The sequence below is a fragment of the Flavobacterium microcysteis genome, from assembly GCF_006385255.1.
Lineage (GTDB): Bacteria > Bacteroidota > Bacteroidia > Flavobacteriales > Flavobacteriaceae > Flavobacterium > Flavobacterium microcysteis.
The window spans coordinates 278,652-304,445 of record NZ_VFJE01000054.1; the positions used below are offsets into that span (position 1 = coordinate 278,652).

General features: G+C 40.2%; 34 protein-coding genes. 16 read left to right on the forward strand and 18 right to left on the reverse strand.

The window, feature by feature from the left end:
* The first annotated feature begins 73 nt into the window (after positions 1 to 73).
* The 3 genes from FJA49_RS10225 to FJA49_RS10235 all read left to right on the forward strand — a co-directional run bounded on the left by FJA49_RS10225 (position 74) and on the right by FJA49_RS10235 (position 3,678).
* Positions 74 to 1,459 (forward strand): hypothetical protein, encoded by a 1,386-nt coding sequence (locus FJA49_RS10225; protein ID WP_140000879.1) that lies wholly within the window; start codon positions 74 to 76, stop codon positions 1,457 to 1,459.
* 143 nt (positions 1,460 to 1,602) lie between these two features.
* Positions 1,603 to 3,069 (forward strand): RNA polymerase factor sigma-54, encoded by a 1,467-nt coding sequence (rpoN, locus tag FJA49_RS10230; protein WP_140000880.1) that lies wholly within the window; start codon positions 1,603 to 1,605, stop codon positions 3,067 to 3,069.
* 3 nt (positions 3,070 to 3,072) lie between these two features.
* Positions 3,073 to 3,678: a hypothetical protein gene (locus FJA49_RS10235; protein ID WP_140000881.1), complete on the forward strand. Its 606-nt coding sequence runs from the start codon at positions 3,073 to 3,075 to the stop codon at positions 3,676 to 3,678.
* Here FJA49_RS10235 and FJA49_RS10240 read toward each other — a convergent pair.
* Both FJA49_RS10240 and FJA49_RS10245 read right to left on the reverse strand, forming a co-directional pair.
* Positions 3,673 to 4,497 carry a porin family protein gene (locus FJA49_RS10240; RefSeq protein ID WP_140000882.1) on the reverse strand — a complete coding sequence of 275 codons (825 nt, stop codon included), beginning with the start codon at positions 4,495 to 4,497 and terminating at the stop codon, positions 3,673 to 3,675. The genes FJA49_RS10235 and FJA49_RS10240 overlap by 6 nt on opposite strands.
* 190 nt (positions 4,498 to 4,687) lie before the next feature.
* Positions 4,688 to 5,143, reverse strand: coding sequence for a hypothetical protein (locus FJA49_RS10245; protein ID WP_233590119.1), 456 nt, complete (start codon positions 5,141 to 5,143; stop codon positions 4,688 to 4,690).
* 259 nt (positions 5,144 to 5,402) lie between these two features.
* Between FJA49_RS10245 and FJA49_RS10250 the strand changes: the two genes are divergently transcribed.
* The 11 genes from FJA49_RS10250 (at position 5,403) to FJA49_RS10305 (ending at position 13,199) form a co-directional block, all read left to right on the forward strand.
* Positions 5,403 to 6,653, forward strand: coding sequence for a site-specific integrase (locus FJA49_RS10250; RefSeq protein ID WP_123852541.1), 1,251 nt, complete (start codon positions 5,403 to 5,405; stop codon positions 6,651 to 6,653).
* Between the two features lie 655 nt (positions 6,654 to 7,308).
* Positions 7,309 to 7,701: a single-stranded DNA-binding protein gene (locus tag FJA49_RS10260; RefSeq protein WP_123852540.1), complete on the forward strand. Its 393-nt coding sequence runs from the start codon at positions 7,309 to 7,311 to the stop codon at positions 7,699 to 7,701.
* A gap of 42 nt (positions 7,702 to 7,743) precedes the next feature.
* On the forward strand, positions 7,744 to 8,817 hold the full coding sequence (locus FJA49_RS10265) for a DUF932 domain-containing protein (RefSeq protein WP_123852539.1): 1,074 nt from the start codon (positions 7,744 to 7,746) through the stop codon (positions 8,815 to 8,817).
* Positions 8,818 to 8,869: 52 nt separating this feature from the next.
* Entirely contained in the window at positions 8,870 to 9,064 is a 195-nt protein-coding gene (locus tag FJA49_RS10270) for a DNA-binding protein (RefSeq protein WP_123852538.1), read from the forward strand.
* 26 nt (positions 9,065 to 9,090) lie between these two features.
* Positions 9,091 to 9,429, forward strand: a complete 339-nt coding sequence (locus FJA49_RS10275) for a molybdenum ABC transporter ATP-binding protein (protein ID WP_123852537.1) — start codon at positions 9,091 to 9,093, stop codon at positions 9,427 to 9,429.
* Positions 9,430 to 9,441: 12 nt separating this feature from the next.
* On the forward strand, positions 9,442 to 9,636 hold the full coding sequence (locus FJA49_RS10280) for a hypothetical protein (RefSeq protein WP_123852536.1): 195 nt from the start codon (positions 9,442 to 9,444) through the stop codon (positions 9,634 to 9,636).
* A gap of 12 nt (positions 9,637 to 9,648) precedes the next feature.
* Entirely contained in the window at positions 9,649 to 10,173 is a 525-nt protein-coding gene (locus FJA49_RS10285) for a PRTRC system protein E (protein WP_123852535.1), read from the forward strand.
* 101 nt (positions 10,174 to 10,274) lie between these two features.
* Positions 10,275 to 10,493: a PRTRC system protein C gene (locus FJA49_RS10290; RefSeq protein ID WP_123852534.1), complete on the forward strand. Its 219-nt coding sequence runs from the start codon at positions 10,275 to 10,277 to the stop codon at positions 10,491 to 10,493.
* A 17-nt stretch (positions 10,494 to 10,510) separates the two neighbouring features.
* The gene (locus FJA49_RS10295) at positions 10,511 to 11,674 is read left to right on the forward strand and encodes a hypothetical protein (protein ID WP_123852533.1); all 1,164 of its coding nucleotides are present in this window, start codon (positions 10,511 to 10,513) and stop codon (positions 11,672 to 11,674) included.
* A complete protein-coding gene (locus FJA49_RS10300) occupies positions 11,671 to 12,396 on the forward strand; it encodes a PRTRC system protein B (RefSeq protein WP_123852532.1) in 726 nt (241 codons plus the stop codon). Before FJA49_RS10295 ends, FJA49_RS10300 begins: the two co-directional genes overlap by 4 nt.
* Positions 12,393 to 13,199, forward strand: coding sequence for a PRTRC system ThiF family protein (locus FJA49_RS10305; RefSeq protein WP_123852531.1), 807 nt, complete (start codon positions 12,393 to 12,395; stop codon positions 13,197 to 13,199). Before FJA49_RS10300 ends, FJA49_RS10305 begins: the two co-directional genes overlap by 4 nt.
* Positions 13,200 to 13,414: 215 nt before the next feature.
* Here FJA49_RS10305 and FJA49_RS10310 read toward each other — a convergent pair whose 3' ends face one another.
* The 3 genes from FJA49_RS10310 to FJA49_RS10320 all read right to left on the reverse strand — a co-directional run bounded on the left by FJA49_RS10310 (position 13,415) and on the right by FJA49_RS10320 (position 14,669).
* Positions 13,415 to 13,801, reverse strand: coding sequence for a response regulator (locus FJA49_RS10310; protein WP_123852530.1), 387 nt, complete (start codon positions 13,799 to 13,801; stop codon positions 13,415 to 13,417).
* Positions 13,802 to 14,083: 282 nt separating this feature from the next.
* Positions 14,084 to 14,377, reverse strand: coding sequence for a helix-turn-helix domain-containing protein (locus FJA49_RS10315; protein WP_123852529.1), 294 nt, complete (start codon positions 14,375 to 14,377; stop codon positions 14,084 to 14,086).
* Positions 14,358 to 14,669, reverse strand: coding sequence for a helix-turn-helix domain-containing protein (locus FJA49_RS10320; protein ID WP_123852528.1), 312 nt, complete (start codon positions 14,667 to 14,669; stop codon positions 14,358 to 14,360). Before FJA49_RS10320 ends, FJA49_RS10315 begins: the two co-directional genes overlap by 20 nt.
* Positions 14,670 to 14,820: 151 nt before the next feature.
* Here FJA49_RS10320 and FJA49_RS10325 point away from each other — a divergent pair, with 151 nt between their 5' ends.
* Complete coding sequence (locus FJA49_RS10325) at positions 14,821 to 15,342, forward strand: GNAT family N-acetyltransferase (RefSeq protein ID WP_123852527.1); 522 nt, start codon at positions 14,821 to 14,823, stop codon at positions 15,340 to 15,342.
* Positions 15,343 to 15,389: 47 nt separating this feature from the next.
* Here the strand turns inward: FJA49_RS10325 and FJA49_RS10330 are convergent, their stop codons facing one another.
* From FJA49_RS10330 to FJA49_RS10390, 13 genes are all read right to left on the reverse strand, one after another.
* Positions 15,390 to 15,671: a molybdenum ABC transporter permease gene (locus FJA49_RS10330; protein WP_123852526.1), complete on the reverse strand. Its 282-nt coding sequence runs from the start codon at positions 15,669 to 15,671 to the stop codon at positions 15,390 to 15,392.
* Between the two features lie 115 nt (positions 15,672 to 15,786).
* A complete protein-coding gene (locus tag FJA49_RS10335) occupies positions 15,787 to 16,236 on the reverse strand; it encodes a DUF3872 domain-containing protein (protein WP_123853034.1) in 450 nt (149 codons plus the stop codon).
* Positions 16,237 to 16,247: 11 nt separating this feature from the next.
* A complete protein-coding gene (locus FJA49_RS10340) occupies positions 16,248 to 16,808 on the reverse strand; it encodes a conjugal transfer protein TraO (RefSeq protein WP_123852525.1) in 561 nt (186 codons plus the stop codon).
* Between the two features lie 21 nt (positions 16,809 to 16,829).
* Positions 16,830 to 17,732, reverse strand: a complete 903-nt coding sequence (traN, locus tag FJA49_RS10345; protein ID WP_123852524.1) for a conjugative transposon protein TraN — start codon at positions 17,730 to 17,732, stop codon at positions 16,830 to 16,832.
* Between the two features lie 25 nt (positions 17,733 to 17,757).
* Complete coding sequence (traM, locus tag FJA49_RS10350) at positions 17,758 to 19,098, reverse strand: conjugative transposon protein TraM (RefSeq protein ID WP_123852523.1); 1,341 nt, start codon at positions 19,096 to 19,098, stop codon at positions 17,758 to 17,760.
* The gene (locus FJA49_RS10355) at positions 19,085 to 19,372 is read right to left on the reverse strand and encodes a hypothetical protein (RefSeq protein ID WP_024564681.1); all 288 of its coding nucleotides are present in this window, start codon (positions 19,370 to 19,372) and stop codon (positions 19,085 to 19,087) included. Before FJA49_RS10355 ends, traM begins: the two co-directional genes overlap by 14 nt.
* A gap of 20 nt (positions 19,373 to 19,392) precedes the next feature.
* Positions 19,393 to 19,824 carry a hypothetical protein gene (locus FJA49_RS10360; RefSeq protein ID WP_123852522.1) on the reverse strand — a complete coding sequence of 144 codons (432 nt, stop codon included), beginning with the start codon at positions 19,822 to 19,824 and terminating at the stop codon, positions 19,393 to 19,395.
* An 11-nt stretch (positions 19,825 to 19,835) separates the two neighbouring features.
* Positions 19,836 to 20,459 (reverse strand): conjugative transposon protein TraK, encoded by a 624-nt coding sequence (gene traK / locus FJA49_RS10365; RefSeq protein ID WP_002979441.1) that lies wholly within the window; start codon positions 20,457 to 20,459, stop codon positions 19,836 to 19,838.
* A 24-nt stretch (positions 20,460 to 20,483) separates the two neighbouring features.
* Positions 20,484 to 21,479, reverse strand: coding sequence for a conjugative transposon protein TraJ (gene traJ / locus FJA49_RS10370; RefSeq protein ID WP_123852521.1), 996 nt, complete (start codon positions 21,477 to 21,479; stop codon positions 20,484 to 20,486).
* Positions 21,480 to 21,481: 2 nt separating this feature from the next.
* On the reverse strand, positions 21,482 to 22,096 hold the full coding sequence (locus FJA49_RS10375; protein WP_372487774.1) for a DUF4141 domain-containing protein: 615 nt from the start codon (positions 22,094 to 22,096) through the stop codon (positions 21,482 to 21,484).
* 45 nt (positions 22,097 to 22,141) lie between these two features.
* A complete protein-coding gene (locus FJA49_RS10380) occupies positions 22,142 to 24,643 on the reverse strand; it encodes a TraG family conjugative transposon ATPase (RefSeq protein ID WP_123852520.1) in 2,502 nt (833 codons plus the stop codon).
* Positions 24,640 to 24,972 (reverse strand): DUF4133 domain-containing protein, encoded by a 333-nt coding sequence (locus tag FJA49_RS10385; RefSeq protein WP_123852519.1) that lies wholly within the window; start codon positions 24,970 to 24,972, stop codon positions 24,640 to 24,642. Before FJA49_RS10385 ends, FJA49_RS10380 begins: the two co-directional genes overlap by 4 nt.
* Before the next feature lie 12 nt (positions 24,973 to 24,984).
* Positions 24,985 to 25,290 carry a DUF4134 domain-containing protein gene (locus tag FJA49_RS10390; RefSeq protein WP_123852518.1) on the reverse strand — a complete coding sequence of 102 codons (306 nt, stop codon included), beginning with the start codon at positions 25,288 to 25,290 and terminating at the stop codon, positions 24,985 to 24,987.
* A 204-nt stretch (positions 25,291 to 25,494) separates the two neighbouring features.
* Between FJA49_RS10390 and FJA49_RS10395 the strand changes: the two genes are divergently transcribed.
* Positions 25,495 to 25,779, forward strand: coding sequence for a helix-turn-helix domain-containing protein (locus FJA49_RS10395; RefSeq protein WP_002979433.1), 285 nt, complete (start codon positions 25,495 to 25,497; stop codon positions 25,777 to 25,779).
* Positions 25,780 to 25,794: the final 15 nt, after the last annotated feature.

The window sequence follows — 25,794 nt, forward strand, 5'->3', positions numbered from 1 at the left end:
TAGTATTTAAGAATACACTTACAATGTATCTAAGAAATAAATAATAATATAAAATAATTTAAAAACATAGAAAATGCAAGTAATTAAGAATATTGACGATTTAAGGGGAGTAATTGGAGCTAACGATGGTGATGTTTGTTATGTCACAGACTACATTGGAAATAACGATGGTGGTGGAGGTCATTTTGTCTGGAGAATAGCCGGTTTTACAACCGCAACAGATAATGGCGGCACAATTATAGTTCCAGGTGGTGCTAATCCAACAAATGGAAGATGGGTACGAAATATTGAGGGAACCACAATTAATGTCAGATGGTTTGGAATTCTTGGAAGAGAATCAGACGCAGATTATTCTACTGAATTAAACAAACTAATAGTAGCATTTACCACAAGTGAAAAGGTTACGGGCGTTCAAATCATGTTTCCACGAGGTTATTATCGATTCAGAAATGTAACTATTCCATCAGGCTTTACTTTGGTTGGAGAACAGACCGCAAGAAATAATTGGATTGCTAATATGCCAGTATTAATACGTCCGACTTATACCGCCAGTCCTGGCCTAAACGATTGTATTTTTAATTTTACAAACGATACAGAAAACGCTAGCCTTGAAAATTTATATATAGACGGTGATTACGAGAATCCTGCAGGCTCCGGGCTTTATGCAGCGGTAATTTTTAGCGGAAAATTCTGCTCTTTGATAAACAATAATATTGTCAACTGTGCTAAACATGCCGTTTTTGGATCTCCTTGGGCTTCAAGGATAGAAAACAACAATCTACATGGCCTAAAAGCAGCAACTGGTTATGGAAATGATTCCTCAACTGACAGAGGTTTTTTAGGTTCCTTACATTTACAAAGCTTTGTTGACGGATGGATTATAAATAATGAAATTGGAGCAACAAGTACTTATCTGGACTTTAAAGATCCAAACAGAAAAGGTGTAGCTGTTTTTATCAAAGGTATGGAGGCATCAGTTGTAAATGGCAATGTTTTTGAAAATGGAGATCTCGCCGCATTTTTTATGGACGGCGGTTTTAATTATTTATCCGGAAACCGATACGAATTAAGCATGAGTACAGGCCTTGAATTATACAATATGTTTCAATGTAATTTTCATGGAGAGCGTTTCACTAACAACAGCTTGAAAACTGTTGGCCGATATGACGATCTAGTCGTAAATCAAAATTGCGCTAACAACACTTTCATTTCGCCTACATTTACAAAAACATATAACCCTGGTTTAGCAAGTCTGAATATTGATGGGAAGGTCAGGTATAATATAACCAACTATGGAAATAATTCCGGCGTATGGAAAAATGTATTTATTTCACCTTACTTTACCAATATTGGAACTTTAGATCCTAATACTTCTTATCCTAAGAACCCTGGAAGAAAATATGCTTTAACTCCTTATTGTGTTAATCCATCTGAAGTAGACCCTTATATTATAGATTAAAAGCGGCATTTAAAATGCTGAGTTTTTTAAAAATCAATGCATTATCACAACCCTACCAAAAATGGCACAAGTTTATCTTAACGTGTGCCATTTTTAGTTGAAAATGTTTAAATTTGAACTATAAATACCAAATAACTCAATAGATGCTTAAGCAGTTTTTACAACTTAAATTGTCCCAGAAATTATCTCCACAGCAAATCCAGCTGATGAAGCTAATCCAATTGCCTACGCAAGCTTTTGAACAACGATTAAAAGAAGAAATGGTTGAAAATCCGGCATTGGAAGCTGGAAAGGAAGAGGATGAATATGAAAGAGACGAATTCGAAAACGAGGATTATGACGATTATGATGAATTCGACAATGATAGAATTGATGCTGAAGATATCAACATCGACGAATATTTAAGTAATGACGAAACGCCTGATTATAAACTACAGGCAAATAATTATAGTGATGATGATGAAGACCGCAGCATGCCTTTTGCAGCACCTGTGAGTTTCCATCAGGACCTTATCAATCAGTTGAATACTTTTATACTGAATGATGAGGAGCGTGAAATTGCAGAATTTTTAGTGGGAAGCATTGACGATATGGGCTACATTCGAAGAAGTGTTCCTGATATTGTTGACGATATGGCTTTTACTCAAGGTATTTATACCGATGAGAAAAACGTGGAAAGAATCCTGCATATTATCCACGAATTAGAGCCTTCCGGAGTGGGTGCCCGTGACCTGCAAGAATGTCTTTTACTGCAACTAAAACATAAAACACCTACCGAATCTGTTGATTTGGCTATTGATATTTTGGAAAATCAGTTCGAATCTTTTACCAAAAAGCATTACGATAAATTACTCCAAAAATATGGTATTTCCCAAGACCAGCTGAAAAAAGCAATCGATGAGATTGAAAAGTTAAACCCAAAACCGGGCGGTGCTTTTACTGGAAACAACAAAATGATTGAACACATTGTTCCTGATTTTACGATCCGTATTGTCGATGGCGAACTGGAATTAACCTTAAACGGACGAAATGCTCCAGAGCTACACGTTTCTAAAGATTATCAGGAAATGATGCAGACCTACAAAGCATCACGTGACAAATCAAACCAACAGAAAGAAGCGGTGCAGTTCATCAAGCAAAAATTGGATTCTGCCAAATGGTTTATTGATGCTATTCGTCAGCGTCAGGAAACTTTATTTGTGACGATGAATGCCATCATGCATTATCAGGAGGAATATTTCCTTGATGGCGATGAAACCAAGCTGAAACCGATGATTCTAAAAGATATTGCCGACATGATTGGTCTTGATATTTCTACGGTTTCGCGTGTGGCAAACAGCAAATATGTAGAAACTCCCTATGGTACAAAACTGATTAAGGAATTCTTTTCCGAAGCTATGAAAAATGACCAGGGTGAAGATGTCTCTACATTGGAAATCAAGAAAATATTGCAGAATGTCATTGAAGAAGAAGACAAGCAGAAACCGCTTCCTGACGATCAATTGGCCGACATATTAAAAGAAAAAGGCTATCCGATTGCCAGAAGGACGATTGCAAAATATAGAGAGCAATTGGATATTCCTGTTGCCCGAATGAGGAAGAAAATATAGCTAGTGAAAAAACTGCTTTCTATAGTTTCCTATGTGTTCCATCCGATGTTTATTTCGGTATATGCAGTCCTGCTCTATTTTTTCCTGACAGATCGATACCATCCCTATCAGGAAGTCTTTTTGATTACGATACAGGTCATCATCCTGACAATACTGATTCCGATTTCAATATTTTATTTTCTGATGACATTGGGCAAAGCCAATTCTTTTATGCTTTCGGAAATTTCGCAGCGTAGAATTCCTTTGGTTGTAAATACAATACTGCTTTATATCCTGATAACGCAAAGCATCCGAATTGAGCTTATTCCTGAGCTTTATTACTTTTTCTTTGGAGCTTTGGTCAGTACGATTCTGGCTTTTCTTTTTATTTTTATCAACCTGAAGGCAAGCATTCACATGATTGCTATTAGTGCGATTACCGTTTTTACGATAGGATTTAGCCTTCATACGCAGACCAACCATCTCTATCTCGTTGCATTTTTTGTGTTGTTAAACGGAGTTGTGGCCACATCAAGATTGTCGATGAAGGCTCATGATACCAAAGAATTGATTGCGGGCTTTTTGTCAGGGACACTACCTCAGATAGCGCTTCTTTATTTCTGGTTATAGGATATAGAACATCAGTCCAACATTCACGGTATTCATATCGATTGATTTTCCATCGATTTTAGCATCCGATTTAAACAGCGAATTCAGGCCATAATACGCATGGAAGTTCCACGTATTATAACCGAAGGAGATATAGGCTCCATATTGCAGTTTATTAAAATCATCATTGCCAAAAATTCTGATTTTTTCGTTTCCTTGAACATATTTTGATTTGTTAAGCACTAGGCAGCTGAGCTTAAATCCTGTGTATATCCTCCAAAAACGGTGGCTTTGAATTGTTGAAGTCCTCCATCGGAATTCGATTGGCAGGTCTATATAATGGAGTGCAAATTTATTCTTATCAAAATTCACATCATTTTCGTTAACCACCTCATAAAAAGGTTTTCCGTCAACTTCAGTGATTTTTATATTCTGCCTGTAATCGTTCATCGAATAGCCCAAACCAATACCTATGGCAACATTTCTTCTTTTGTTCAATGGGAAATCTCTTAAAAAACCGATATGAAGTCCGGAAGAAAATGAGTTCTGACTTACGCCATCTGGCCTCTTCTGTAACAAATCATAAGTCAATCCAATATAAAACTGATCTTCCCTGTATAAGGAGTCGATTACCGTTACCGTAGCGTTTATGGAATCTTTTTTTCTTTGATCTTCTTCCACTTTACGGATATTGGTAGTTTTATCATTGCTTAAAACTTCCTTGATACGCTCCTGTTCTTCTCTCTCCTGCGCCTGCTTGATCTGCTTATCTTTCACCGGATCCTGGGCAAAAGCGCTTAAAGAAATAAAGAGTATAAAGATGCTGAAGTACTTTTTCATAGATAGGACTGTTGTGCAAATAAAAGTAATAAAAAAAGACAACTTTTAGACCAGCATTTTTGAAGACAAAAAAGAATTTGAACATTTATATAACCTACCGGTATATAGTCATTTAAACTTTTTGTTTTAAATTCCTATCTACTTTCAATAAAGTGTTCAGTTGTACAAATACTCTAAAATTATCAGACAATCAATTACCGTCTTTACTGTAGAGGTTCAAATTATTTACCGAAAGCCTTTCTTTCAGCCATTTCCTAAACCTTTCTTTATTCTCCTTGTCCAGCTTAGCGGAAGTTTCATAAACAACTGCCGTTATTGGAATGACACTGTCTTTTTGAATCGCAATGTTATTTTTATATACACCTATGGAAGTAACCGAGGGAAAAAGCGCATTGGTTTCTTTTAGGATTTGCACATTATCAAAACGCATATCTGCGAGCTCTTTTTCAAGCTTCATAATTTTAGCATCCTTGCCATCCACTTCATTTTCACTGCTTCGTATTTGGTTAAGTATATCACCCTTGAGAGCTGAGAGCTTGTCCGTACTGTCCTGACGAATAAGAAGCTTGCCATCTTGCAGATATTTATTTTTTACAAATTCTTTTTGAAGTTCGCCGAGTTCCGCCTTGTCAAATTTTTTAGACAAAAAAGATTATTAAAATGCAAAGATAAGCAAAACGGTTAAACCCGTTATTATACAATGCTTTATAAAAGTGTAGTCCTTTTTGAGAACTCTCTGTCCGATAGGTTTTGGGCTTGAAAATACAAAGTTAGGTTCCTAAATCGTTACCAATTCAGTTGGTAACTACCCAAATCTAACTGTTTATATTTCAGTCTTTTGCACTCATTTTTATGTTTCCTTGTAACTCAATGTAATTTAATTTTAAACATTAAACATTGTGGTTATGGAACAGACAAAAAGGTCAACGTTTAAATTGCTTTTCTACCTGAAAAAGAACGAACCAAAAAAGAACGGTAATGCTCCGATTATGGCACGTATTACCATTGACGGAGTAGCTAAAACTTTCGGAACAAAGTTAGAAATTAACGCAGAAAATTGGGATTTAAAATTCGGTAGAGTTTTAGGCAAAAGTGCAGAAGCATTAAAAGTAAACAAGAAATTAGACAACATTCGAGGTCGTATTGATACGATTTACGAAGATATGCTCAAACACGAGGGCTTTGCCACTTCGCAAAAAGTGAAGCTCGCCTTTTTGGGCGTTGGTGTAATGGACGATGCTATACTAAAAGTTTTCAACGACCAAAACGATGAGTTTAAAAAGTTAGTTGATAAAGGAGAACGTTCGCAAAGTACCTACGATAAGTACCTTTATGTCTACAATCATCTTTCAAACTTTATACAATTACGCTATCATCGGGAAGATATGGCTTTTCGTGAATTGAATAACGATTTTATCCGTGAGTTTGATTTTTACCTCCGCTACGATTTACAATTAAGCCATAATACTATTTGGGTGTACACAATGCCTGTTTTGGCTTTGGCGGAGTTAGCCATTAAAAAAGGGCTGATACGTGATTATCCTTTTGAGGATTACGAAATCAGTATGGAGGAAACCGACCGAGGTTACATATTGAAAGAGGACGTTGAGAAACTAATGCTTAGTAAGCCTCCGCACAAACGGTATGAAGTTGTAAAAGACCTGTTTATTTTCAGTTGTTTTACAGGGCTTGCCTATGCAGATATTAAGAAATTAAAAAGAAGCAATATACAATCATTCTTTGACGGGCATCAATGGATTATCAGTCGGAGAAAGAAATCAGATGTTTCTTCCAATGTTCGGTTAATGGATATTCCAAAACGTATCATTGAGAAGTATATCGGCACAACCCGTAATGAGTTTATATTCCCTATCCCAACCAATGCTACTTGTAATAAGCACGTCGCTAAGCTGATTGAAAATGCAGAAATTATTACGGAGCAAAAAGTAACTTTCCACACGGCAAGGCATACTTTCGGAACAATGTTTTTGACCGAGGGCGTACCTCTCGAAAGTCTTAGCAAAATGATGGGGCATAAAAATATATCTACGACACAGATTTATGCGAAGATTACCAGCCAAAAAATCAGTAAGGATATGGATTTGGTAACTCCGAAATTTAAAGCAATGGAAGAAGCATTTTTAATGGCTATCTAATTAAATTCATAAACATTTTTTTTAACAGAGCTTGACGGCTCTGTTTTTTTTTGCCCTAACTTTTTATAGCCAAAGCACATTTACCTCCCTTTCCAATCCCTCGCTGTAAAAGAGCTTTCGGCTATTTCTGAAACAGAAATTTGAAAAACGCCCCTCCGCTCATTCCACTTTCCGGCATTTTTAAAATACCTGTTAGGTGTGGCTTTGAGAGCCACACTACAACCACTAAAACATTTATCTATTCAGGGAAATAGAAAGTATTATTTCAATTCAAGACAGACCATTTTCTAATGCAATTTTCCTGGCTTCCACATTCTCTTTTATTCAAAGAAGCCTGTATGCACTATTGTCCCATTTCAAGAGCAAAGGTATTTCCGTGTTCTTAACGCCGCCAAAAGGTCAAGCAAGTTTGGAAAAAAATCTCCACCCGTTGGGTAGTATTTGTTTTCCAAAACCTTGTGTCGCCTAAACACGAACCTTTTATGCTCGTGAAACGAAACATAGCATACTCCGGCTCTTTGGACGAATAAAAAAAATGTCAGTTATGAAAATTATAAGCATTGAAAATGGTAATGAAACGAAACAGCACCTCCTCTCATTACCGAATAAATCAAAAAAAATTAAATCAAATATCAATCACTAAAAATCAGAAAAAATGAACATCACAGGCAGACTGACAAGAAATGCGGAAGTACGCACATTGTCGAACGAAAAACAGGTAGTAAACTTTTCCGTAGCGGTAAATGACGGCTACAAAAACAGGCAGGGCGAATGGGTAGAGCAAACGGCTTACTTCGATTGTGCCTATTGGATTAGTGCAAACGTGGCAAGGCTACTGACAAAAGGCACTTTGGTAGAACTCACAGGGCGAGTAAGCACAAGGGCGTGGACAGGCAAAGACGGAGAAGCGAGAGCAGGTTTGAATTTCCATACCTCACAAATCAAATTGCACGGAGGTAGTAACAGAGCCGAAACCGTACAAGCTACTGCACAATCTGAAAACGACGGATTTACAGCAGAGGGAACAGAGGACGACCTACCATTCTAAAACAAGTATTCAATCATTTTTTAACATCAAAATTTTATCAAAATGGCACACAATCTAAATTTCAACGAGAGAACAGGAAAGTACAGTTTTTTCACAGTACAGCAAAAAGCGTGGCACGGTTTGGGGCAAATCGTGGAGCAATACCCGACAAGCGAGGAAGCTATAAAACACGCAGGTTTGGATTACGAAGTTGTAAAATCCCCACTATTTACCAAAGGTTCGGGATTTATCGAAACCGCACAGGGCATTGAGTTAGGCAGTACCGAATTGGAAGTACCTAACTATTTCGCCAACATACGCACCGATAACAATGCAGTTTTGGGCGTAGTCGGTAAAGATTACCACATCGTACAGAACAGAGAAGCATTTAATTTCTTTGATGCTATCGTAGGCGGTGGGGACGGTATTTTATACGAAACCGCAGGAGCATTGGGCAAAGGGGAACGGATTTTCATTACAGCTAAATTACCCGATTATATCCGTGTAGGTAATGGCGATGATGTTACGGAAAAATACATCTTCCTAACCACAAGCCACGACGGAAGCGGAAGTATTACAGCAGCATTTACGCCTATCCGTATCGTATGCCAAAATACCTTAAACGCAAGTTTGCGGAATATGACCAATGTAGTGCGTATCAAACACACTTCGGGAGCAAAACAACGTATCGAGAATGCTCACAAGATTATGGGATTAGCCAACACTTTGAGCGACCAATTACAGGGCATTTTCAACGATTGGGCAAAGGTCAGAGTATCAGACCGAGAAGTTAAAAAGTTGATACAGTTGGCACTTTGCCCGAATAAAGAAACCCTTGATTTACTCCAAAAAGGTGCGGAAGATGAAGTTTCCACCGTGTTCAAAAACACCGTAGATGACGCATTTGGCTACGCTATGATGAGCGACACACAGCAAATGGAAACTACAAAAGGTACACTGTTCGGAGCGTACAATGCCGTTACAGGCTACTTTCAGAATGTTCGCAATTACAGGGATAGCGAAGCCAAGTTACAGAGTATCGTAATGGGCGGAACAGCTCAACTGAAATCGCAGAAAGCATTTGAATTATGTACCGCCTTTGCGTTGGACGGTGCGGAAATCTTAAACCTTAATTAAATAACAACAGGCTACCGCCTTAATCGGTGGTAGCCTACTAAAAAATTGAATTATGAAAGCGACAACCATAGAGGAAGCCAAAAATTTGGCAAGAGCCAAGAGCCTTGAAAAGAAGTACAAAGACGAAAGCGTATTTATTATTTACTGCAATCGTACAGAGCATTTTTATATAGACACGGACGGTTTAGTACGTCTTTGGGAAAAGTCATTTGGCTACTATGTAAACGGAGTTTATACCAAAGAATAAACGCATAACATTTAAAAGCAGTTACAATGGAAACGAAAGCAATAGCAACAAAATTTGTCAGCCACGAGATACCCGAATTGGAAACGCTGAAAACCGCAAAGGCTTATCAGTTAAGGGAAAAACTGAACAAGGGCGAGAAATTGAGCCGAGCCGATAAAAATTGGATTGCGGAAGCGGTAAACCGAAACGCCTATTTCAGAAAAGCAATTCCTCTAATGGGTTATCGGTTTGGGTTTGAGGATATTTTAAAAACCTATGTAGTGAAACAGTACGGAAGTTGGCACGAATACAACGCACCCGATAAAACGAGCCTACGGAATTTTATCTACGGCAGGATTGACAAGATAGCAGAAATCACAAATTAAAAACGAACAGCAATGTATATAACAGATTTAAACGGTTGCCTAATTGAAGTTACAGACCTTGACGAAGCCATAAGAATAACGGCAGATTACAAGGAGTACAGGCACAAGGACAAAAGTTTTTCCGAGTTCGATAAACGGCAAAAAGCCTATTGGACGGATATGTACGAGAAACTAAAAGCAATCAAAGAACAAGTAACAACACATTAAAATTTCAGAACAATGAACGCAAATTTTTTCAATCAGATAGCACAGTTGGATTTTACAGGTAATTTACAACTGACAATAACCAAAGGCACGGAAAACAACCTAATCGTAACTGTATTGCTCAACAATGAGCAATGCGGAGATAGTGCAAAAAACCTCATTCCCCCTTTGACATTCAACGCCACACCGCAGGAGTTTGACGAGGGATTTTTTGAGCAGATAACCGCACCTATCAAAACCATATCGGGCGTAATGGTAGATATGGAAGCCTTTATGAAGCAAATGGAAATCGTCAAACTGCATTCCGAAGCGGAAAAGCAGAAAGCCGAGAAACTCAAAAAGGAAAAGGAAGCCAAAGACAAGAAGTACAAAGACGGTATGGCAGAGGCTGACGAATTAGAGAAAGAGGGCAAATTCCGTGAAGCGTGGATAAAAGTACCCGACATTTCGGAGTTTCCCGAAAAAGCGGACGAGATACGCAAACGCAAATCTTCACTATCTGCAAAGTTTGCTACACCCGACCTTTTCGTAACAATGTGAGCAACAGAAGAAGCTCCGACACAAGCGGAAGAAGTTACAGCAGATTATCCCATTGACGAAACAGACGAAGCAGAACAGTATTAACCCAAAAATCAAAAGTTATGTTATTAGCAACAGTATTACCGAGAGTTTTTATCCTCAAAGATAAAGGACAGGACATCAGACTGACCGACCCCGAAGCACGGTGGAGCGTGGAAGCCGTAATGAATTATTACGCCAATATGTACCCGATACTGACGACCGCAAAGGTATCAGCACCGAAGATAAAAGACGATGTAGTCGAGTACCGTTTTGAGAGCGTAATGGGTACGAAAGGATAATTTAAAACCGTAAAACGATGAACTATGCAACGCAACAAAATAGCGGGAATAATCAACATCCCCGAACAGAAACGGCAACAACAACTGCACCGACAGTTAGGCGAGTTTGCCCAATGGATAAAAAGACCAAAGGACGCAGACCAAGTGCGGAAAGACAAACGGAAATCCGTACCGATAGCAATGCTACCAATGGTTTTTTAAAGTGTACGTTTCTGCCTAAACTGAAAACGGCACAATCCGTACAGGCTTGTCAGAAAACGGAAAGGGATTTTTATAAGTCCCTTTCCAAACTTGCCGAGCATTACAGCATTGAGCCAATGCAGACCCGACAAGAATACGCCTTTCCCTACAATATTGTATTGGCTATGTGGGATATGAATACCCAACAGAAACGGACAAATATAAATTGGGACGGCTTTAAATTGGTACAGGACAGCAGGAAAACCTATTTTGTAACTGACGAACGGTTTAAAACCAATACAACGCTTTTCTATATTCCTATAATACCGCTTTTCAAAATGTTGCAGGACAAACAGCGAAAGCAATCGGCACAGTTACTTTTATCGGTATGCAGTTATTTATACCATTTTGCCCGAATACCGTATTACAGGAACGAAAACACCTATCTGTATGAGTTATACGAAATGTATAAGGATTGGGCAGAATACGGAGAAGTGGAAGAAAGCGAATGTAATAAAAAAGAGATTGAGCAATCCGAAATGATTGGCGACAAAATGGAATTAGAAATATCTGACCGCACCAATTTAGATAAGTTTGAACAGCGTTTGAGCCAATTTAATAGCCGTGATACATTCGACAAAGAATGTTGGCAGATAGCGTGTAACGTCTTTGCTCTATACACGGAATACCCGAACGCAAGTATTTTCAGAAATGCACCAATGCCCGAACAAGACCCATACGATGACGACAGTATCGAATACGTAGGAATGGAAAGGTACATTTCATTCGTGGCAGATACCAAAGGTTGGTTATTTGAAAGCCTTGTCGAAAGTATCAATTCAGACTTTAACGAGTTGGGAGCATTGGAAGAACCGAGTATTACCAAAGTCTTTGACGGCAAGAAAATAACAGCAGGAAACCTTGATTTTGAAAACCGTTTGTTTGACCTATTGGACGACCTCAAAATATTATTACGAAACTATAAAACAGCAGAACAATGAACAATTTAACAGACATAACCGCAAATTTCGGAACACTTTATTTTCCAAAATCTGCATTGGTTTTTTATCAAAGCAAAGGCACGGACAAAGAAAGCTATGTAGAGCATTTCGATATGGATAAGGACGGCAACCCAATCAACGCCCACCCATTGACCGTAAGAGAAGCCAATATTTTGGCGAGGTGTTTACAGACCGATGAAGAAAAGAACACGGCATTTTTAAAACCAAAGGGAATTTTGCCTACAAATGTACTGCATATCAATCCGAGCAATGATAACGGCACAGTGCTATGGTACACCAAAGCACAGCAAAGGCAACTGTATTTTGTGGATAGTTTAGAAATTCCCAATGGAAAAGCACAAGTACCTGCAATGCTTTGGTTAGCGAGTAAAAGCAGTCTTACTGTATTTGCTTTGGCAAACAACAGGCGACCAACCGAAAAAACGCCTTTGCATTACGCCCCATTTTTCAACATCTATGAAAAGGGCAACGTATGTATGGGAACGGTAAGTATTGACATTAAAAATTCGGCTTCGGTTGAGGAGTTTATACAGGCGTGGGAACACTATTTTTTCAATTCCTATTTCAGTCATTCATTGTGCAGTAATTTGACAAAACAGAATATTGTAAGCCTTTGGAAAGACCTTGTTAATACTAACAAACCCTTTCCGAATGAAGTATTAAAAACAAACAGTAAAACCCTTAAAAATCTATTCAGATGAACGCAGAGAAAACAAAAGTACATTTCACAGATAACTATCTGTTAAATCCGACCAATCCGATTACGGTAAACCTAATTGGAGCAGGTGGCACAGGCTCAAAAGTTCTGACAGCCTTGTTAGAGATAAACGAAAGTTTGACGGCTTTAGAACACGCAGGACTTTCCGTAAGGTTGTGGGACGATGATATTATCACGACCGCCAATTTAGGCAGACAGCGTTTTTTTGAAAGCGAAACAGGACTGTACAAATCCGTTGCTTTAATCAACCGTGTAAACCGTTGTATCGGTACAAATTGGAAAGCGGAAACCCGAAAATTTGAAAGGAACAATTTCGGACGAATACCCGAAGAAGCACAGGCAACCATTACCATTACTTGTGTGGATAACGTACAGGCACGTTTTGGCGTTGCTGAAATATTGAACGTATTGGGCAACCGCAGAAATTACCGAGATACCCCAAAATATTGGTTGGACTTTGGGAACAGCCAACATACAGGACAAGTTTTACTATCGACTATCGGAGAAATTAAACAACCCGATACGCAAAAATACGAAGCGGTGGCAAGCCTGCCATTTGTTACCGAAGAATTTGGCGACTTGCTGAAGCAATCCGAAGAACAGGACGACACGCCAAGTTGTTCACTTGCCGAAGCATTGCAAAAGCAGGATTTATTTATCAATAGTTCATTGGCTCAAATGGGTTGCTCCTTACTTTGGGATTTATTTCGCTACGGAATGACGGAATACAGGGGATTTTTCCACAATCTGAAAGACTACCGCACCCAACCGATAAAGGTTGGGTAAAGCCCGAAAAATCGGGCAAAAATGCAATTCCTCGCTTCGGTCGGAAACGCATTTTTGCATTTTATAAGGTACAACCACTTTGCCAAAATGTACCGCCACACAAACCCCTTGCCCTACATTTCATCAAACAGGTTGTACTTGTTTGGACTTCTTTTCTTTCCGTTGCGACCAAAGAAAAGAAGCAAAAGAACGTCGCTTTATTAAGGACAGATATTTTATACTTTCTCGATAACTCTTTTAAAATCGTCTGCATCGCTACCAATAGGCAGATAGCTTTTTATTCCTATTTTCGTAAGAGCCTGTACCGTTTCATCTGTATCATCAATATCTCCGTAGCCAATTAATCTGATGCTTGGATATTTAGCCTTTAGTTCCCGAACTTGTGCCAGCACATTCTTATCCTCAAAGTTGAGGTCAATAATAATTGCTTTGGGGAGTTCGGTCAAAGCAGATAATTGAGTTAAACCGTCCTGAATGTTCTCCGAACGGAACAGTATCTCAATTCCTGAAGCAGTAAGGTCATTGCAGATAATGTCAATTAGAGGGCTTTTATCATTGATAAATGCAATACTGTTTTTGTGGGGTTTGTTTCCTGTGTCCATAACTGATAATTTTTCTTTTGTTAGTGGAACCTACCCAAAAAAAGAGCGTAGGCAATCACACTTACCGATACTAAGGCACTGGTACGCCCTGAACCCCGAATAAGCGGACGCCCACGCCTATTGCGTGAGCGTTCTTACTTATTGCCTCGGGGTTACGAAAAATTACCAGTTTTTAGTACCGAGTTTTAAAGCAAAAACACTTTAAATAATGTCTATATTTTCAAATACAAATATACTAAAGTAGTTCCGATTGAAACATAGTCGGAACGAAATTAATTACAATCAATGCGTTTTATTCGTTATATAATTCTGTTCCAAGACTGTCAGAATATCGCTTTCTTTATAGATTATTTTGCCTCCAATCTGAATATACGGCAGGATATTATCATCACGATATTGCTGTAAAGTCCGTTTGCTGATATGTAACAGTTTGCACACATCTTCGCCTGATAAAAAGATTTCTCCGTTCATTACAGGACGGTAGTTTTTCAGTATATCCTCAATACGGTTTCGCAACCGTGTTATCATTTCCTGATAGGCTATAATTTCTTTGGTTTCATTCGTGAGTAAATCCATTGTCATTTGTATTGTATGGTTCGCCAGCTTCGAGCAAAGCCTGTACGTCCGATAGTTTATAATAATTCTTGCGGTTCATTTTGGAATATGGCAGTAAGCCTTTGTCCTTATAGGTCTGTAAAGTCCGTTTAGTAATATTCATCATCAAGCAGACTTCCTGATTGTCGAGCCACTTTTCTTTTTTGAAAATCGGAGTGTATTTCTGTGTGGCGTTTTCGGTCAGTTCCAAAAGCTCCCTTAGCTCATTGTTCATTCCGTCCAATGCAGATTTTTCTATTGCGATTACTTCCATCTTTGCTCATTTTTTCTGTCAAAGTCGAAGATATTAATGCTTGTTGCAGAACTATGGAATGTTGCAGGGTTTGGCTTTGAAAGGCAGTGTTTGGCGTTTTATGCTTGAAATATTTGTGTAATTTTGTGGTTTTAGATAAGTGATTATTACAATGGAAAATATATCAATACAAAAGGCAACATTAGAAGATATTGAACAGCTACAAAAAATAGGCAGGGAAACATTTTTTGAAACATTTTCTTCGAGCAATACAGAGGAAAATATGAAACAGTATTTGGAGGAGGGATTTTCTATTGAAAAGCTAACCGATGAGTTAAGCAATGAAAATTCAGAATTCTATTTTGCCTTATCTGAAACCAAAGTTATAGGTTATCTAAAAATCAACTTCGGAATATCGCAAACGGAACTAAAAGACGAAAAAGCCCTTGAAATCGAAAGAATTTATGTTTTAAAGGAGTTTCACAGCAAGAAAGTCGGACAAATCTTATATGAAAAAGCGATTGAAATAGCCAATCGGAAAAATTCAGATTATGTTTGGTTAGGTGTTTGGGAAGAAAACCCGAGAGCTATCAGCTTTTACAAAAAGAACGGTTTTGTAGAATTTGACAAACATATTTTCAGATTGGGCGACGATGAACAAACCGATATAATGATGAAGCTCAATCTGCAATAAAATTTTATTTCGGGCTATCCGATTTATTTAGAAAAATATTGAACAGATTAGCGTTGAGCAGGTTGTTCTGTCTTTACTTCTTGCTTATCCTTTTTCATTTGGCTGTACGTCCAAATACAAACCACACCGAGAATAATAAGAGCATAGGCAAACAACTTGCCTATACGTTCCAAAAAACGTACAGATATAGCTTTAGTATATCCCGAAAACATTTCTACACCAGCAGCATTACGCCTGTAAAACCTCCTGCGGTTTATCCAATAGATAAGCACAACCGCAACAACGATAACAAAAATACCAAACACTAATTGAGCTGTAACGGTATCCATAGCTATATGATTTATAATACCGCAAATTTAAACAAAAACCCCTTACATTGGTTGCTAAAAAGTAAAAAACCGACCTGTTGAAAGTCGGTTTTTGCTTATCTAATTTGCTATCGTTTTAATCGCTACTGTTAAATTGAAAACTTATCTGTTTCTCATTGCCAAAGCTGTCGGAAATCCAAACCTCTAAGGATTGTGATACCGTAGAAGCCGAAGTATAATACAACCTGAATTGCTCCGATTGTAACGGGTACAAATCGTTTGGCAGATACGGCGGTTCATCGTAATACCTCAACGAGCCTTGTCCGTCAAATTGGAAGTAGCGGAGATAGTATTGCGTGTTTTGGTAGTTACCGCTCCGCTTTATCGTTACTCTGATTTCTACCGTTTGCCCATTGGCGACCTCTTTAGGTATTGGCATCACATTGACCTCAAAAGGGAAATCGTTCTGTATTTCGAGTTCATCGTCTTTGGTACAAGATACCAACGAAATTGAGCCTGTCAGGATTGCCAACATTAGGTATATTGGCAACATACCTATTCTGAATTTACTAAATATTGCTATCATCATTTCAAATTTTAAAAGTTAAACCTTAAACCAATTCCTGCGGACGGTCTGAACTGTCGCAGGTCAGTTCCCCATAAGACTTTTGTACGTCCTTGCAGGACAAGTACAAATCGGTCAGACAAATACGTTTCAAAGGTCAGACGACCTCCTGCACCGTAAATGAAATTATCCTCGCTTACTATCTTCGCACCGTCATACAACATCGTTTCGCCTCTGTTGATACTCTCGTAACCAACCACGCTCATTATCCCTGCATTTAGCGTGATATTCTTACGGGCATCGCCCAGCAGGAAGAAACTGTAACCGCCCTCAGCAGTATAAGTTTCCTGAGGTATGCGTTGGTCTTTATAGTCGTGGTATTGGTGTGTATATTCCAAAGACCATATCTGATAATTTCCGTTTTTACCGTTTACGGTCATACCGACATTGATATAATAATCGTTACCGATTTTATCATCGGACAAAATGCCTGTGCTTATTTCCAAACCTTTCTGTTTAGGGAGCATTCTTTGTGCCTGTGTTACCGTGATGGCCACAAAGAGCAGCATCACGGTATAGATATACTTTTTCATTGTTCTTACTTTAAAAGGTTACTAAAATTTCAGGTGCATATCACTGATTACACGGGCATTGATTAAGTCCGAGTTTTCGACCTGAAGCGTTTGGTGTCGTCCGCCGTTTTTCTCGAAAATCTCAATCAATAAAACCTTATCATCGGCAATCGTGAATTTGTCTAAGAGAAAAACATTTTGCTCGGTAGATTTCCCGTTAATTCCGTCCTCTAATGGCTTGTAAGTTCTTAGCGGTGTCAATGCCCGTTCCTGTACTACGGTACGCTTAGCTACCTTTTTATCCACGACCTTGAAATTGATAAAGTCTATATCAAATGGCAAATTGCTTTTGTTCCTCAATTCCGTATGGAAATAATATTTGCCGTTGTGGATATAGATACCTTTCAGGATAAACTGAATACCGAAGCTCTTAGCCCCGATATGCTTAACGATACGCTTGTCTTTCTTGTAAATGGTTTCCAATAACAAGCCTGCCAAAGACGGAGAATTGTTTCCGAGTTCCTCGAAAAGCACATCATTACCGTTGGCTTTATCAACTGCCTTTTGCATCGTCAGCAGGTCATAGCTCAATGCTTCGGGATAGGAACTGTAAAACACATCGAAAGAGTAATAACGTCCGTCATTGGTAATGACCGAAAAATTGGTTTCGGTTTCAAAGCTCCTTACGGCAGCTTTTACACGCAATACGTTTTCCGCATCTTCCGCCTTTCCTGCGATTAGGTATTCACTTCCCAAATCCACATACCGAATAGCGGTAGGGAAAATCAAATGCGAAGTTTTATCGTAGGTTACTTCCATTTTGTAGGGTTCTATCTTGCCCAAAGCAAGCGGAGTTTTGATATTCGCACTATCTTGTGCAAAAGAGGTTACGGCAAAGCCGATTGTCAGGGCAACAGCCCAAAAGGTTTTAAAAAGATTTTTCATTTGTCTAAATATTTGAGTGATACAATTATTGTTTTGATACAAGAAATACTTGGTGTCCTGCCTTTAGCGTGACTTTTGGTGTGCGTACTTTCTTGGCGAAATAGCCCGAAATTCCTTGTACCACGCCACGACTTAAATCGGCAGCGACTTGTTGTCCTGCATTTTGTGTCAGCATTACACTCGTTCCACCTGTCTGGCTCATATTGCCAGCCATTTCTGTAAGTGCATTCATTTCGGGGGAATACGGAACGTACAAACCCTGCTGACCATCCAAATCGTAAATGGTTATATCTACGGGAATGATATTGCCCTCCAATTCGATAGAGGTTATTTTGAGTTGCAAACGCCCTCCCTGAAATTTCGCATTAGCTGTTACAATCGTTCCCTGTGGGATTGTACGGATTGGCGTTTTTGCAGGTTCTAACAGCCGTAACCTTACGCCTGTTTCGCCAACTACCGTTTGTGCATCGTGTACGCAGGCTCTAATACTGTTTTTAGGTTGTACAATTTGCTCTTTAGCACCAGCAGTATAAAATCCCCGATTTCGGGTTTCGCTCCAATCGGCTAAAAAGGCACTGTCCGTAGGTTCACGGTACAAGGCTGATACGGTGTTCTTCCTTGCCGGAGTGAACGCCACAAAATGCTCCTTTTGATTTGCCCCCGTTGTTCCTGTTGCCGTACCGTTTGCAGGTGCATTTTCTGCGGAGCTTGCAGGCGTATTGGCAGGAAGATATTTCGCTGCCATTTGATACGATTTTTCCATTAATGCAAGCTGGTCATCTACGGTTGTTGGTTTCGGTACATTTTGCTCCGCTAATTGCTCTTTGAGTTCGTCCAACTGTCTGCGGAGTTCCATTGTTTCCGAATTGTCGTCCTGATAGAAAGACCCCAATGTACTTTGCATATTGCGGTAGCTGTTCAATGCAGGATTGCCCCCGTTTCTCCCTGAACTTCGACCGCCATTACCATAGCCGTAGCTTTCTTCCTCCTGGGCAAATTCGTCTATCGGTTCTTCCTTATCGTCCGTGTTCCAATAATCTGAAAGTGTTGCTAAAGCATTGCGTTTCTCTTGCTCCTTTTGTTCCAGCATTTCAAGCTCGTAAGCCTTGCCCTTATTGTCGGGCATTCCTGCTCCCGTAGCTTGCGGAACGGCATCGTTCAGACCAATGTTTTCGATTTCCTTTTTGTCTTCCGACGGTTTAAATATCAAATACATACAGCCCACGAAAACAATACCCATTAAGCCAAAAATCAATGGCTTTTTCAATTTCTCGGTATTGTTCTTTTTTTCTTCGGGCAGATTTGATGCTCCGTTTTGGTCGTCCCCCTCAACGAGAAAACTGACCTTTTTTTCATTTTCTTTCATAAATCTGATTTTTTAAAATTGTTTTTAATGTGTCCTGCAATCTTGCAGGGCTTTCGTTCTGTTTCAGGACAGGGTTTTCGATATGGTCGATGTGCATATCGTTTTTTGACTGGCTTGTATCGTACCACACTTTTGCAACAACCCCTACGGTCAGTAGCAGGTAGCCCACAAACAGGTATAGCGTGTATTGGTGCTGTTTGCGAACGGGCATTGTCCTCCAATTTTCGTCCAGCCTGTCAAAAAACCTGTCGATATTTTCCCTTAATTTTTTCATACTCTTATTATTTAGGGTTACTACATTTTAAACCCTCTTTTTCGGGGAGAAAACTGTTGTTTAGGTGTATCGAGGACTTTGGCAAGGGCTTCCTTTGCGGTCGGAACCGACCCCGTTGTAAGGTTTGTCAGTTCCGATTTTTTCATTGAATGCCCGTAACGGTCTTTCCTTTCAATTTCCAAACTCTGTACATCGAATTTGCCGTCTTCATACCGCACACGCATATAGCAATCAGTATAGGGTTTGTCATCTCCGTTCCATTCGAGATATGTTTTTAGCGAAATGCTATCAGCATACAGCGGTTTGTCCGTACCGCTCTTACAAGCCTCCAAAAACCTGTTGATACTTTCTTTGACTTTGCCCGGATAATCAGCTTCCGTATGGAAACATCCGTCATAACCTTTGTCAGTCAATGTTTTTGCGAATGTGTCTAAATCAAGTAGCTTATCCATATCCGTAAATTTTAGCGTTCAATGACTTCGATATCCCGATTTTCAACCACCGCAAACTTTTCGATATTAAATCCCTGTGGATTATTATCCGACCTTACGGAGTTTACGAGATAGCAGGAGGTAATCAGGTTACGGCGTGTTACGTTACTCGACCGTATGATAAATTGCTTCGCATACGTCCGCACCGAATAGGGATAGTTGTCGAAGTTGCACACGACACTATCTACCTCTATGCGTTGTTGTACGTTTCCTGATATGATACGGGAGTAATAACCTTTTTCCGATAAGTCTTTGTAATAGTCAAAGGCTGATTTGTCGGCAAGGTTGAATGCCCTTGCCATATTGCTCTCAATAGCATTCTTATCAGGTGCAAGCGTAAAAAACAGTTCGTGAAATCTCCGAACGTGTTCCCTTGCTTCCACAGGTCTGTTAATGCTTGCATCTTGTGATAAGGCAAGCATCAAAGATTTGCCGTTGTCCAGCACATAGATTTTTTGGCGTTGCTCGTTGGCGAAGCTGTACGATTTCCACACGGCAAATCCTACCACGCCAATACAGAGAACGGCAAACACTATCGCATACAGACGTATCTGACGGAAGCTGTTTTCAATATTTCTAAGCGTTTTAAATTCCATTGTTAAATGATTATTCGTTTTACATTATTTTTTAAGCAATTGCCCTCCGATATTTCCGGCAGCAGAACCAGCTCCGGCACTTGCGACATTTCCGGCTTTCATAGCAGCTTGGTTTACATTTCGGGTAAAGTTTCCAGCACCACCAGCCTGAATTACCCAGCCTGTTACGGTCGGTACAGTGAAGTACCCCACGATGCCGATAATCATAAAGATGATGTACACGGTATTACCCGTATCGGGTATGTAGGTCGGGTCAGCCAACATCTGTATATCCTTTTCGATAATCAGGGATTGGATTTTAGCAAGCATTGAGCTGAACAGGTCGGCGACGGGCAACCACAGGTAAACGCTCACATACCTTGTGAGCCACTGCGTGAGCGTACTCTGAAAGCCGTCCCACACGGAAATAGCAAAGGCTATTGGTCCGAGTATGGACAGGACTATCAGGAAGAATGTTCGTATCGTATCGACGACCAATGCAGCAGCCTGAAACAGCACTTCGAGCAGGTTGCGAAACCAATTCTTAATGGCTTGTTCGGTTTGGTAGGCAAACCTGTCCATATACATACCTGACATAGTAATAAGGTCGCCCGGCGACCAGCCCAATTCTTCGAGCTTTGCGTCGAACTCCTCATTATCTACGAGATATGCCGTTTCAGGATTGCGGAGCATCGCTTCCCGTTCGAGCAGGTCTTTTTTCTGTTGTAGCTCATTGAGGTCAATCACCTGATTTTCGAGGATAGCGTGAGTACCCTGTACCACCGGACTTAGCACCGCATTGATTGTTCCCAACACGATTGTAGGAAAGAACATAATACAGATACCCAAAGCGAACGGACGGAGCAACGGGTACATATCTATGGGTTCGGCTCTACTCAATGCCTGCCATACTTTTATGGCGACATAGAACAAAGCACCCAAGCCGGCTACGCCCTTAGCCACTGCCGCCATATCGGCGGACAGTGGGAGCATCTCATCATACAATGAGCGTAGGACTTCGTGCAGATTTTGAAATTCCATAACTACCAATATTTTTGGTTAGGAGTTCCGTACAAGTCAAGCACTCGTTTGGTATTATTCTGTTTCTTTGCTCTCAGGATACTGACAGAGATATTCTTATTCGTGTAGTATCTGACAAGGCTGTGGTATTCTTTGACCTCCTTATACACACGGTCGATAATGTCCATTCGCTCCTTGTCATTTAGTGACAAGCCTGTGGAGGTTACAATCTGTTTCAGTTCCTTTAGCAACTCGGTACTTTCATTCAGCAAAGCCGAGTAACCATTTGAGATTGCGGTCAATTCCTGTGCGGAGAAATTCGGGTCGTTCATCATTTTGCCGAAGTTTTGCACATACATTTCCGATACATCGCCCACCAGCAAAACAGTCTGTTGCACCTTACGGGCATCTTTCACAAGGTTGTTTACGGCTTTGAGCTTGTCGTAATATTCCTTACCTTGTTCGTACACTTTCTTGACCTCGTTAAAGTTCTTGACTACGTTACTCACGGTCGAAGAAGTCTGTACGATTTCGTTCGCAGAGTTGAGAATACCTGATGCTAAATTTGCAGGGTCAGTTACTACAAATTGAGCTTTCGCACTTGGGGCAACGGCAAGCATTAATGCCGTGATTGCCATTAAAAACATCTTTTTCATTGTCTTGAAATTTTTGATTGTTAATTACTATTGATTTACATTGTCACGCCTTTGCATAGCGATATGCTTAATGGCTAGTTCTACGTTACCGTCCAATTCGGAAGCGAGTTGCATCACTTCCATTTTTTCGGTTTCTTCGGTCGTATAAGCGAGGTATTCCTCCAAACTAACTTCCGTTGCGTACACAGCCGAGTGTGTTCCGCCCAATCCTATCCAAACCTCCTTGTACAGTCGGCTGGCATCGTTGTTCATATTGATAGATAGTACCTGCCCTTTCTCTTTGTCCGTAAGTCCGAGCATCGCCTGTATATCATCGAACTTGTTCATATACTTTCGCTGGTCGAGCAGGATTTTACAGTCGGAATTGTTTATGATACTTTCCTTGACGATAGGCGATTGGATAATATCATCGACCTCCTGCGTGACGACTATGGCTTCGCCGAAAAATTTGCGGACTGTCTTAAACAAATACTTTATGTATTCCGCCATTCCCTCTTTCGCAATCGCCTTCCAAGCCTCCTCGATTAAGATGAGTTTGCGAATACCTTTCAGCCTCCGCATCTTGTTGATGAACACCTCCATAATGATAATCGTGACTATCGGAAAGAGTATCTTGTGGTCTTTTATGGCATCTATTTCAAACACGATAAACCGTTTGGATAAGAGGTCTAATTGCTTGTCGGAGTTCAACAAATAATCATACTCTCCTCCACGATAGTAAGGCTCTAAAACGTTGAGGAAATTGGCAATATCAAAGTCTTTTTCCCTGACTTGCTTTTCTTCGAGTACCTTGCGATAATCGCCTTTTACATACTCATAGAAACCATTAAATGACGGGTAGGTATCGTCTTGTTTGATACGTTCGATGTAACCCGAAACAGCGTTGGAAAGCGCTACTTCTTCAGACCTTGTAGGCGGTTCATCGTCCCGTTTCCAAAGCGTGAGTATCAAAGTTTTGATACTTTCCCTTTTCTCAATATCAAACACACCGTCGTCGGTGTAGAAAGGATTAAAGGCAATCGGATTATCTTCGGTATAAGTGAAGTAAACGCCGTCTTCGCCTTTTGTTTTTCCTTTAATCAGCTCACACAATCCCTGATAAGAGTTACCCGTATCTACCAACAGTACGTGAGCCCCTTGCTCGAAATACTGCCTTACCATATGATTGGTAAAAAAGGATTTTCCCGAACCACTTGGCCCCAAAATGAATTTGTTGCGGTTCGTGATAATCCCCCTTTTCATTGGTAAATCGGAAATATCCAAATGGATTGGTTTTCCTGTGAGCCTGTCAGCCATTTTTATCCCAAACGGAGAGGGCGAATTGTGGTAGTTGGTTTCTTCCGTAAAGAAGCATAAGGCTGGCTCTATGAACGTGTAAAAACTTTCTTCCGCAGGAAAATCCCCAGCATTGCCAGCCATTCCAGCCCAATACAGCGTTGCAACGTCCGTAGTATTGTGGCGTGGCTTACATTCCATTAATGCCAAAGCACTACCGCAATCGTTTTTCAACTGTTTGAGTTCCGCAGGGTCGTCCGACCACGCCATTATGTTGAAATGTGCCCTTACAGAAGATAGTCCGAACGAATGTGCTTCGTTTAAATACTTCTCAATCCATTCCTTATTGATTTGGTTGGCACGGCTGTACCGAGCCAAAGAGTGCATATTACGGGCAGATTTCTCAAACCTTTGCAGATTGTCCTCACTGTTATCCAAGAATATGTATTGATTGTAAATGTGGTTACAGCTCAATAGCAATCCTACGGGAGCAGCAAAGGACAGACGGCAGTCGCTCCGGTCTGTGGATAGCTTTTCGTATCGGGTATCAGCCGAAACGGTTGCTGGCAGGTCGTCCGTATCGGACAAAGTGTGCAAGGACAATCTTTTGTTTCCGATACGCACTTCTTCAGCACCTAAGCCAATATCCTGCATTGGTGTTCCGGCTTCTCTCGAAAGCGTGAGGTACTGTTCCAGCAAACCCTGTTGCTCGTCCGTTCCGATGATGTCATCTTCGGTCAAACGTCGCAGGGTTATGAAACCGCTATCGTTCACGATACGCTCAAACTGTGCGACCGCTTCCATAAATCGGTGTATTGCCTCCTTATTGATTTCCTTTGGAATAAGCGTACCCTTGCAAAGCGAACTAAAGTTGCTTTGCATACGCATTCTGTTTTTGGTTGTCTTCGTCAGGAACAGATAGCAATAATGGTTCAGGAACGGTCGCTCGTTGAAATGGCGTTGATAGGACTTTGAAAGAAAACTTTGGTCTTCCTGTGCCAAATCAGGAGCGTAGCTCTCTTTGATATACCAATCCTGTTTGTGGATTACCGTAAAATCAGGTAAGGTCTTAATTGCCTTATGCCACGCCGAATGAATGGCTTCATATTCGGCAGAGGCTACGGTAAACAGTTCCGGCAAACGTACCTCAAAACAGGCGGTAATGTCTGCATCTTTGGAAAGAATGCAGTTGTTCTCTACTGCCAGCAAAGGAAACTTATTCTCCAATGTGGCTGTCTTAGCTACATTTCTCATACGGCTTTAGGTTTAGGAGTGAATTTTAAATACCTGCGTACAGGCTTGCGACAAATGATGTAGCGAGGGTGTCGTTTTCTTGCACCTACTTTCATCAATCCGTGTTCGCCGTATTTTTTGTTCAGCGAGAATGTTTGCCATACGATTAGCGAAGCACCGCCAGCTCCGAGGAACAGGCAGACGTAATTACTTACGTCAGCCATATACAATATCATCACGAAGATGAGTGTGCCGAGCAGACCACCAGCGAAGATGAATAGGTACTGTGCCTTTAGCCCCCTGAACTCGACCGTCCTGCCGATGCCTTTGTTAATGTTGTAACTATTCATAAGGCAAGGGATTTACAGGAAGAATGACCGTAGGATTGTAGCAGCTACAATCAGGAAGATACAAGCACCAAACCAGCTTGCCGCCGTCTTGCTTGTATCAGGGTCGCCCGAACTAAATTTGTTATACACTTTCACACCCCCTATCAACCCCACGACCGCACCAATCGCATAAATCAATTGGGTCGCTGGGTCAAAGTACGACGTTACCATTTGGGTAGCCTCGTTGATACCTGCCGAACCGTTTCCCTGTGCAAAAGCACCCATTCCTGACAGCATTGCCAAGCCTGCCAGCAAAACTTTTTTTCTCTGTTTTTCCATTTTTGAAAAAGATTAATTTGTTACTATTATCCCGTACCTTACGGGCTTACGGCACAAATGTCTAATGGAAATGGAGGCAGTCTTTTAAAGTGGCAGTCAAAGGAAGTATTTGGCGTTCAGTGGCATAATGTTGGCTTAAATTATCTACTCATTAAAAGTATTTTTGTAAATTTGAACTTTTTAGACAAGTCGTAAAAAATCAAAATGGCATTTGGAAAACATATAAAAGAATTGAGAGAAAGTAAGGGGTTGTTCCTAAGAGAAGTTGGGGCAGCTTTAGAATTGGATAATGCTTTTATCAGTAAGGTAGAAAATGAGGAAAGATTATTACCAAGAAAGCATTTAGAAAATCTTGCTGAATTTCTGAACGTACCATTAGATGAATTATTGATTTTGTGGTTATCTGATAAAATAAAAAGTCTTATTGACGATAAAGAAATAGGAAAACAGGCTTTGAAAATAGTATTAAATCAATTGAAACATAGTTAAGGCAGTGCCTTGAAA

What these genes read in the sequence shown, in the direction of transcription:
- FJA49_RS10225 (WP_140000879.1), top strand. Translation starts at nt 74, where the DNA reads ATGCAAGTAATTAAGAATATTGACGATTTAAGGGGAGTAATTGGAGCT.
- rpoN (WP_140000880.1), top strand. Translation starts at nt 1,603, where the DNA reads ATGCTTAAGCAGTTTTTACAACTTAAATTGTCCCAGAAATTATCTCCA.
- FJA49_RS10240 (WP_140000882.1), bottom strand. Translation starts at nt 4,497, where the DNA reads ATGAAAAAGTACTTCAGCATCTTTATACTCTTTATTTCTTTAAGCGCT.
- FJA49_RS10250 (WP_123852541.1), top strand. Translation starts at nt 5,403, where the DNA reads ATGGAACAGACAAAAAGGTCAACGTTTAAATTGCTTTTCTACCTGAAA.
- FJA49_RS10260 (WP_123852540.1), top strand. Translation starts at nt 7,309, where the DNA reads ATGAACATCACAGGCAGACTGACAAGAAATGCGGAAGTACGCACATTG.
- FJA49_RS10265 (WP_123852539.1), top strand. Translation starts at nt 7,744, where the DNA reads ATGGCACACAATCTAAATTTCAACGAGAGAACAGGAAAGTACAGTTTT.
- FJA49_RS10270 (WP_123852538.1), top strand. Translation starts at nt 8,870, where the DNA reads ATGAAAGCGACAACCATAGAGGAAGCCAAAAATTTGGCAAGAGCCAAG.
- FJA49_RS10275 (WP_123852537.1), top strand. Translation starts at nt 9,091, where the DNA reads ATGGAAACGAAAGCAATAGCAACAAAATTTGTCAGCCACGAGATACCC.
- FJA49_RS10280 (WP_123852536.1), top strand. Translation starts at nt 9,442, where the DNA reads ATGTATATAACAGATTTAAACGGTTGCCTAATTGAAGTTACAGACCTT.
- FJA49_RS10285 (WP_123852535.1), top strand. Translation starts at nt 9,649, where the DNA reads ATGAACGCAAATTTTTTCAATCAGATAGCACAGTTGGATTTTACAGGT.
- FJA49_RS10290 (WP_123852534.1), top strand. Translation starts at nt 10,275, where the DNA reads ATGTTATTAGCAACAGTATTACCGAGAGTTTTTATCCTCAAAGATAAA.
- FJA49_RS10295 (WP_123852533.1), top strand. Translation starts at nt 10,511, where the DNA reads ATGAACTATGCAACGCAACAAAATAGCGGGAATAATCAACATCCCCGA.
- FJA49_RS10300 (WP_123852532.1), top strand. Translation starts at nt 11,671, where the DNA reads ATGAACAATTTAACAGACATAACCGCAAATTTCGGAACACTTTATTTT.
- FJA49_RS10305 (WP_123852531.1), top strand. Translation starts at nt 12,393, where the DNA reads ATGAACGCAGAGAAAACAAAAGTACATTTCACAGATAACTATCTGTTA.
- FJA49_RS10310 (WP_123852530.1), bottom strand. Translation starts at nt 13,801, where the DNA reads ATGGACACAGGAAACAAACCCCACAAAAACAGTATTGCATTTATCAAT.
- FJA49_RS10315 (WP_123852529.1), bottom strand. Translation starts at nt 14,377, where the DNA reads ATGGATTTACTCACGAATGAAACCAAAGAAATTATAGCCTATCAGGAA.
- FJA49_RS10320 (WP_123852528.1), bottom strand. Translation starts at nt 14,669, where the DNA reads ATGGAAGTAATCGCAATAGAAAAATCTGCATTGGACGGAATGAACAAT.
- FJA49_RS10325 (WP_123852527.1), top strand. Translation starts at nt 14,821, where the DNA reads ATGGAAAATATATCAATACAAAAGGCAACATTAGAAGATATTGAACAG.
- FJA49_RS10330 (WP_123852526.1), bottom strand. Translation starts at nt 15,671, where the DNA reads ATGGATACCGTTACAGCTCAATTAGTGTTTGGTATTTTTGTTATCGTT.
- FJA49_RS10335 (WP_123853034.1), bottom strand. Translation starts at nt 16,236, where the DNA reads ATGATAGCAATATTTAGTAAATTCAGAATAGGTATGTTGCCAATATAC.
- FJA49_RS10340 (WP_123852525.1), bottom strand. Translation starts at nt 16,808, where the DNA reads ATGAAAAAGTATATCTATACCGTGATGCTGCTCTTTGTGGCCATCACG.
- traN (WP_123852524.1), bottom strand. Translation starts at nt 17,732, where the DNA reads ATGAAAAATCTTTTTAAAACCTTTTGGGCTGTTGCCCTGACAATCGGC.
- traM (WP_123852523.1), bottom strand. Translation starts at nt 19,098, where the DNA reads ATGAAAGAAAATGAAAAAAAGGTCAGTTTTCTCGTTGAGGGGGACGAC.
- FJA49_RS10355 (WP_024564681.1), bottom strand. Translation starts at nt 19,372, where the DNA reads ATGAAAAAATTAAGGGAAAATATCGACAGGTTTTTTGACAGGCTGGAC.
- FJA49_RS10360 (WP_123852522.1), bottom strand. Translation starts at nt 19,824, where the DNA reads ATGGATAAGCTACTTGATTTAGACACATTCGCAAAAACATTGACTGAC.
- traK (WP_002979441.1), bottom strand. Translation starts at nt 20,459, where the DNA reads ATGGAATTTAAAACGCTTAGAAATATTGAAAACAGCTTCCGTCAGATA.
- traJ (WP_123852521.1), bottom strand. Translation starts at nt 21,479, where the DNA reads ATGGAATTTCAAAATCTGCACGAAGTCCTACGCTCATTGTATGATGAG.
- FJA49_RS10375 (WP_372487774.1), bottom strand. Translation starts at nt 22,096, where the DNA reads ATGGCAATCACGGCATTAATGCTTGCCGTTGCCCCAAGTGCGAAAGCT.
- FJA49_RS10380 (WP_123852520.1), bottom strand. Translation starts at nt 24,643, where the DNA reads ATGAGAAATGTAGCTAAGACAGCCACATTGGAGAATAAGTTTCCTTTG.
- FJA49_RS10385 (WP_123852519.1), bottom strand. Translation starts at nt 24,972, where the DNA reads ATGAATAGTTACAACATTAACAAAGGCATCGGCAGGACGGTCGAGTTC.
- FJA49_RS10390 (WP_123852518.1), bottom strand. Translation starts at nt 25,290, where the DNA reads ATGGAAAAACAGAGAAAAAAAGTTTTGCTGGCAGGCTTGGCAATGCTG.
- FJA49_RS10395 (WP_002979433.1), top strand. Translation starts at nt 25,495, where the DNA reads ATGGCATTTGGAAAACATATAAAAGAATTGAGAGAAAGTAAGGGGTTG.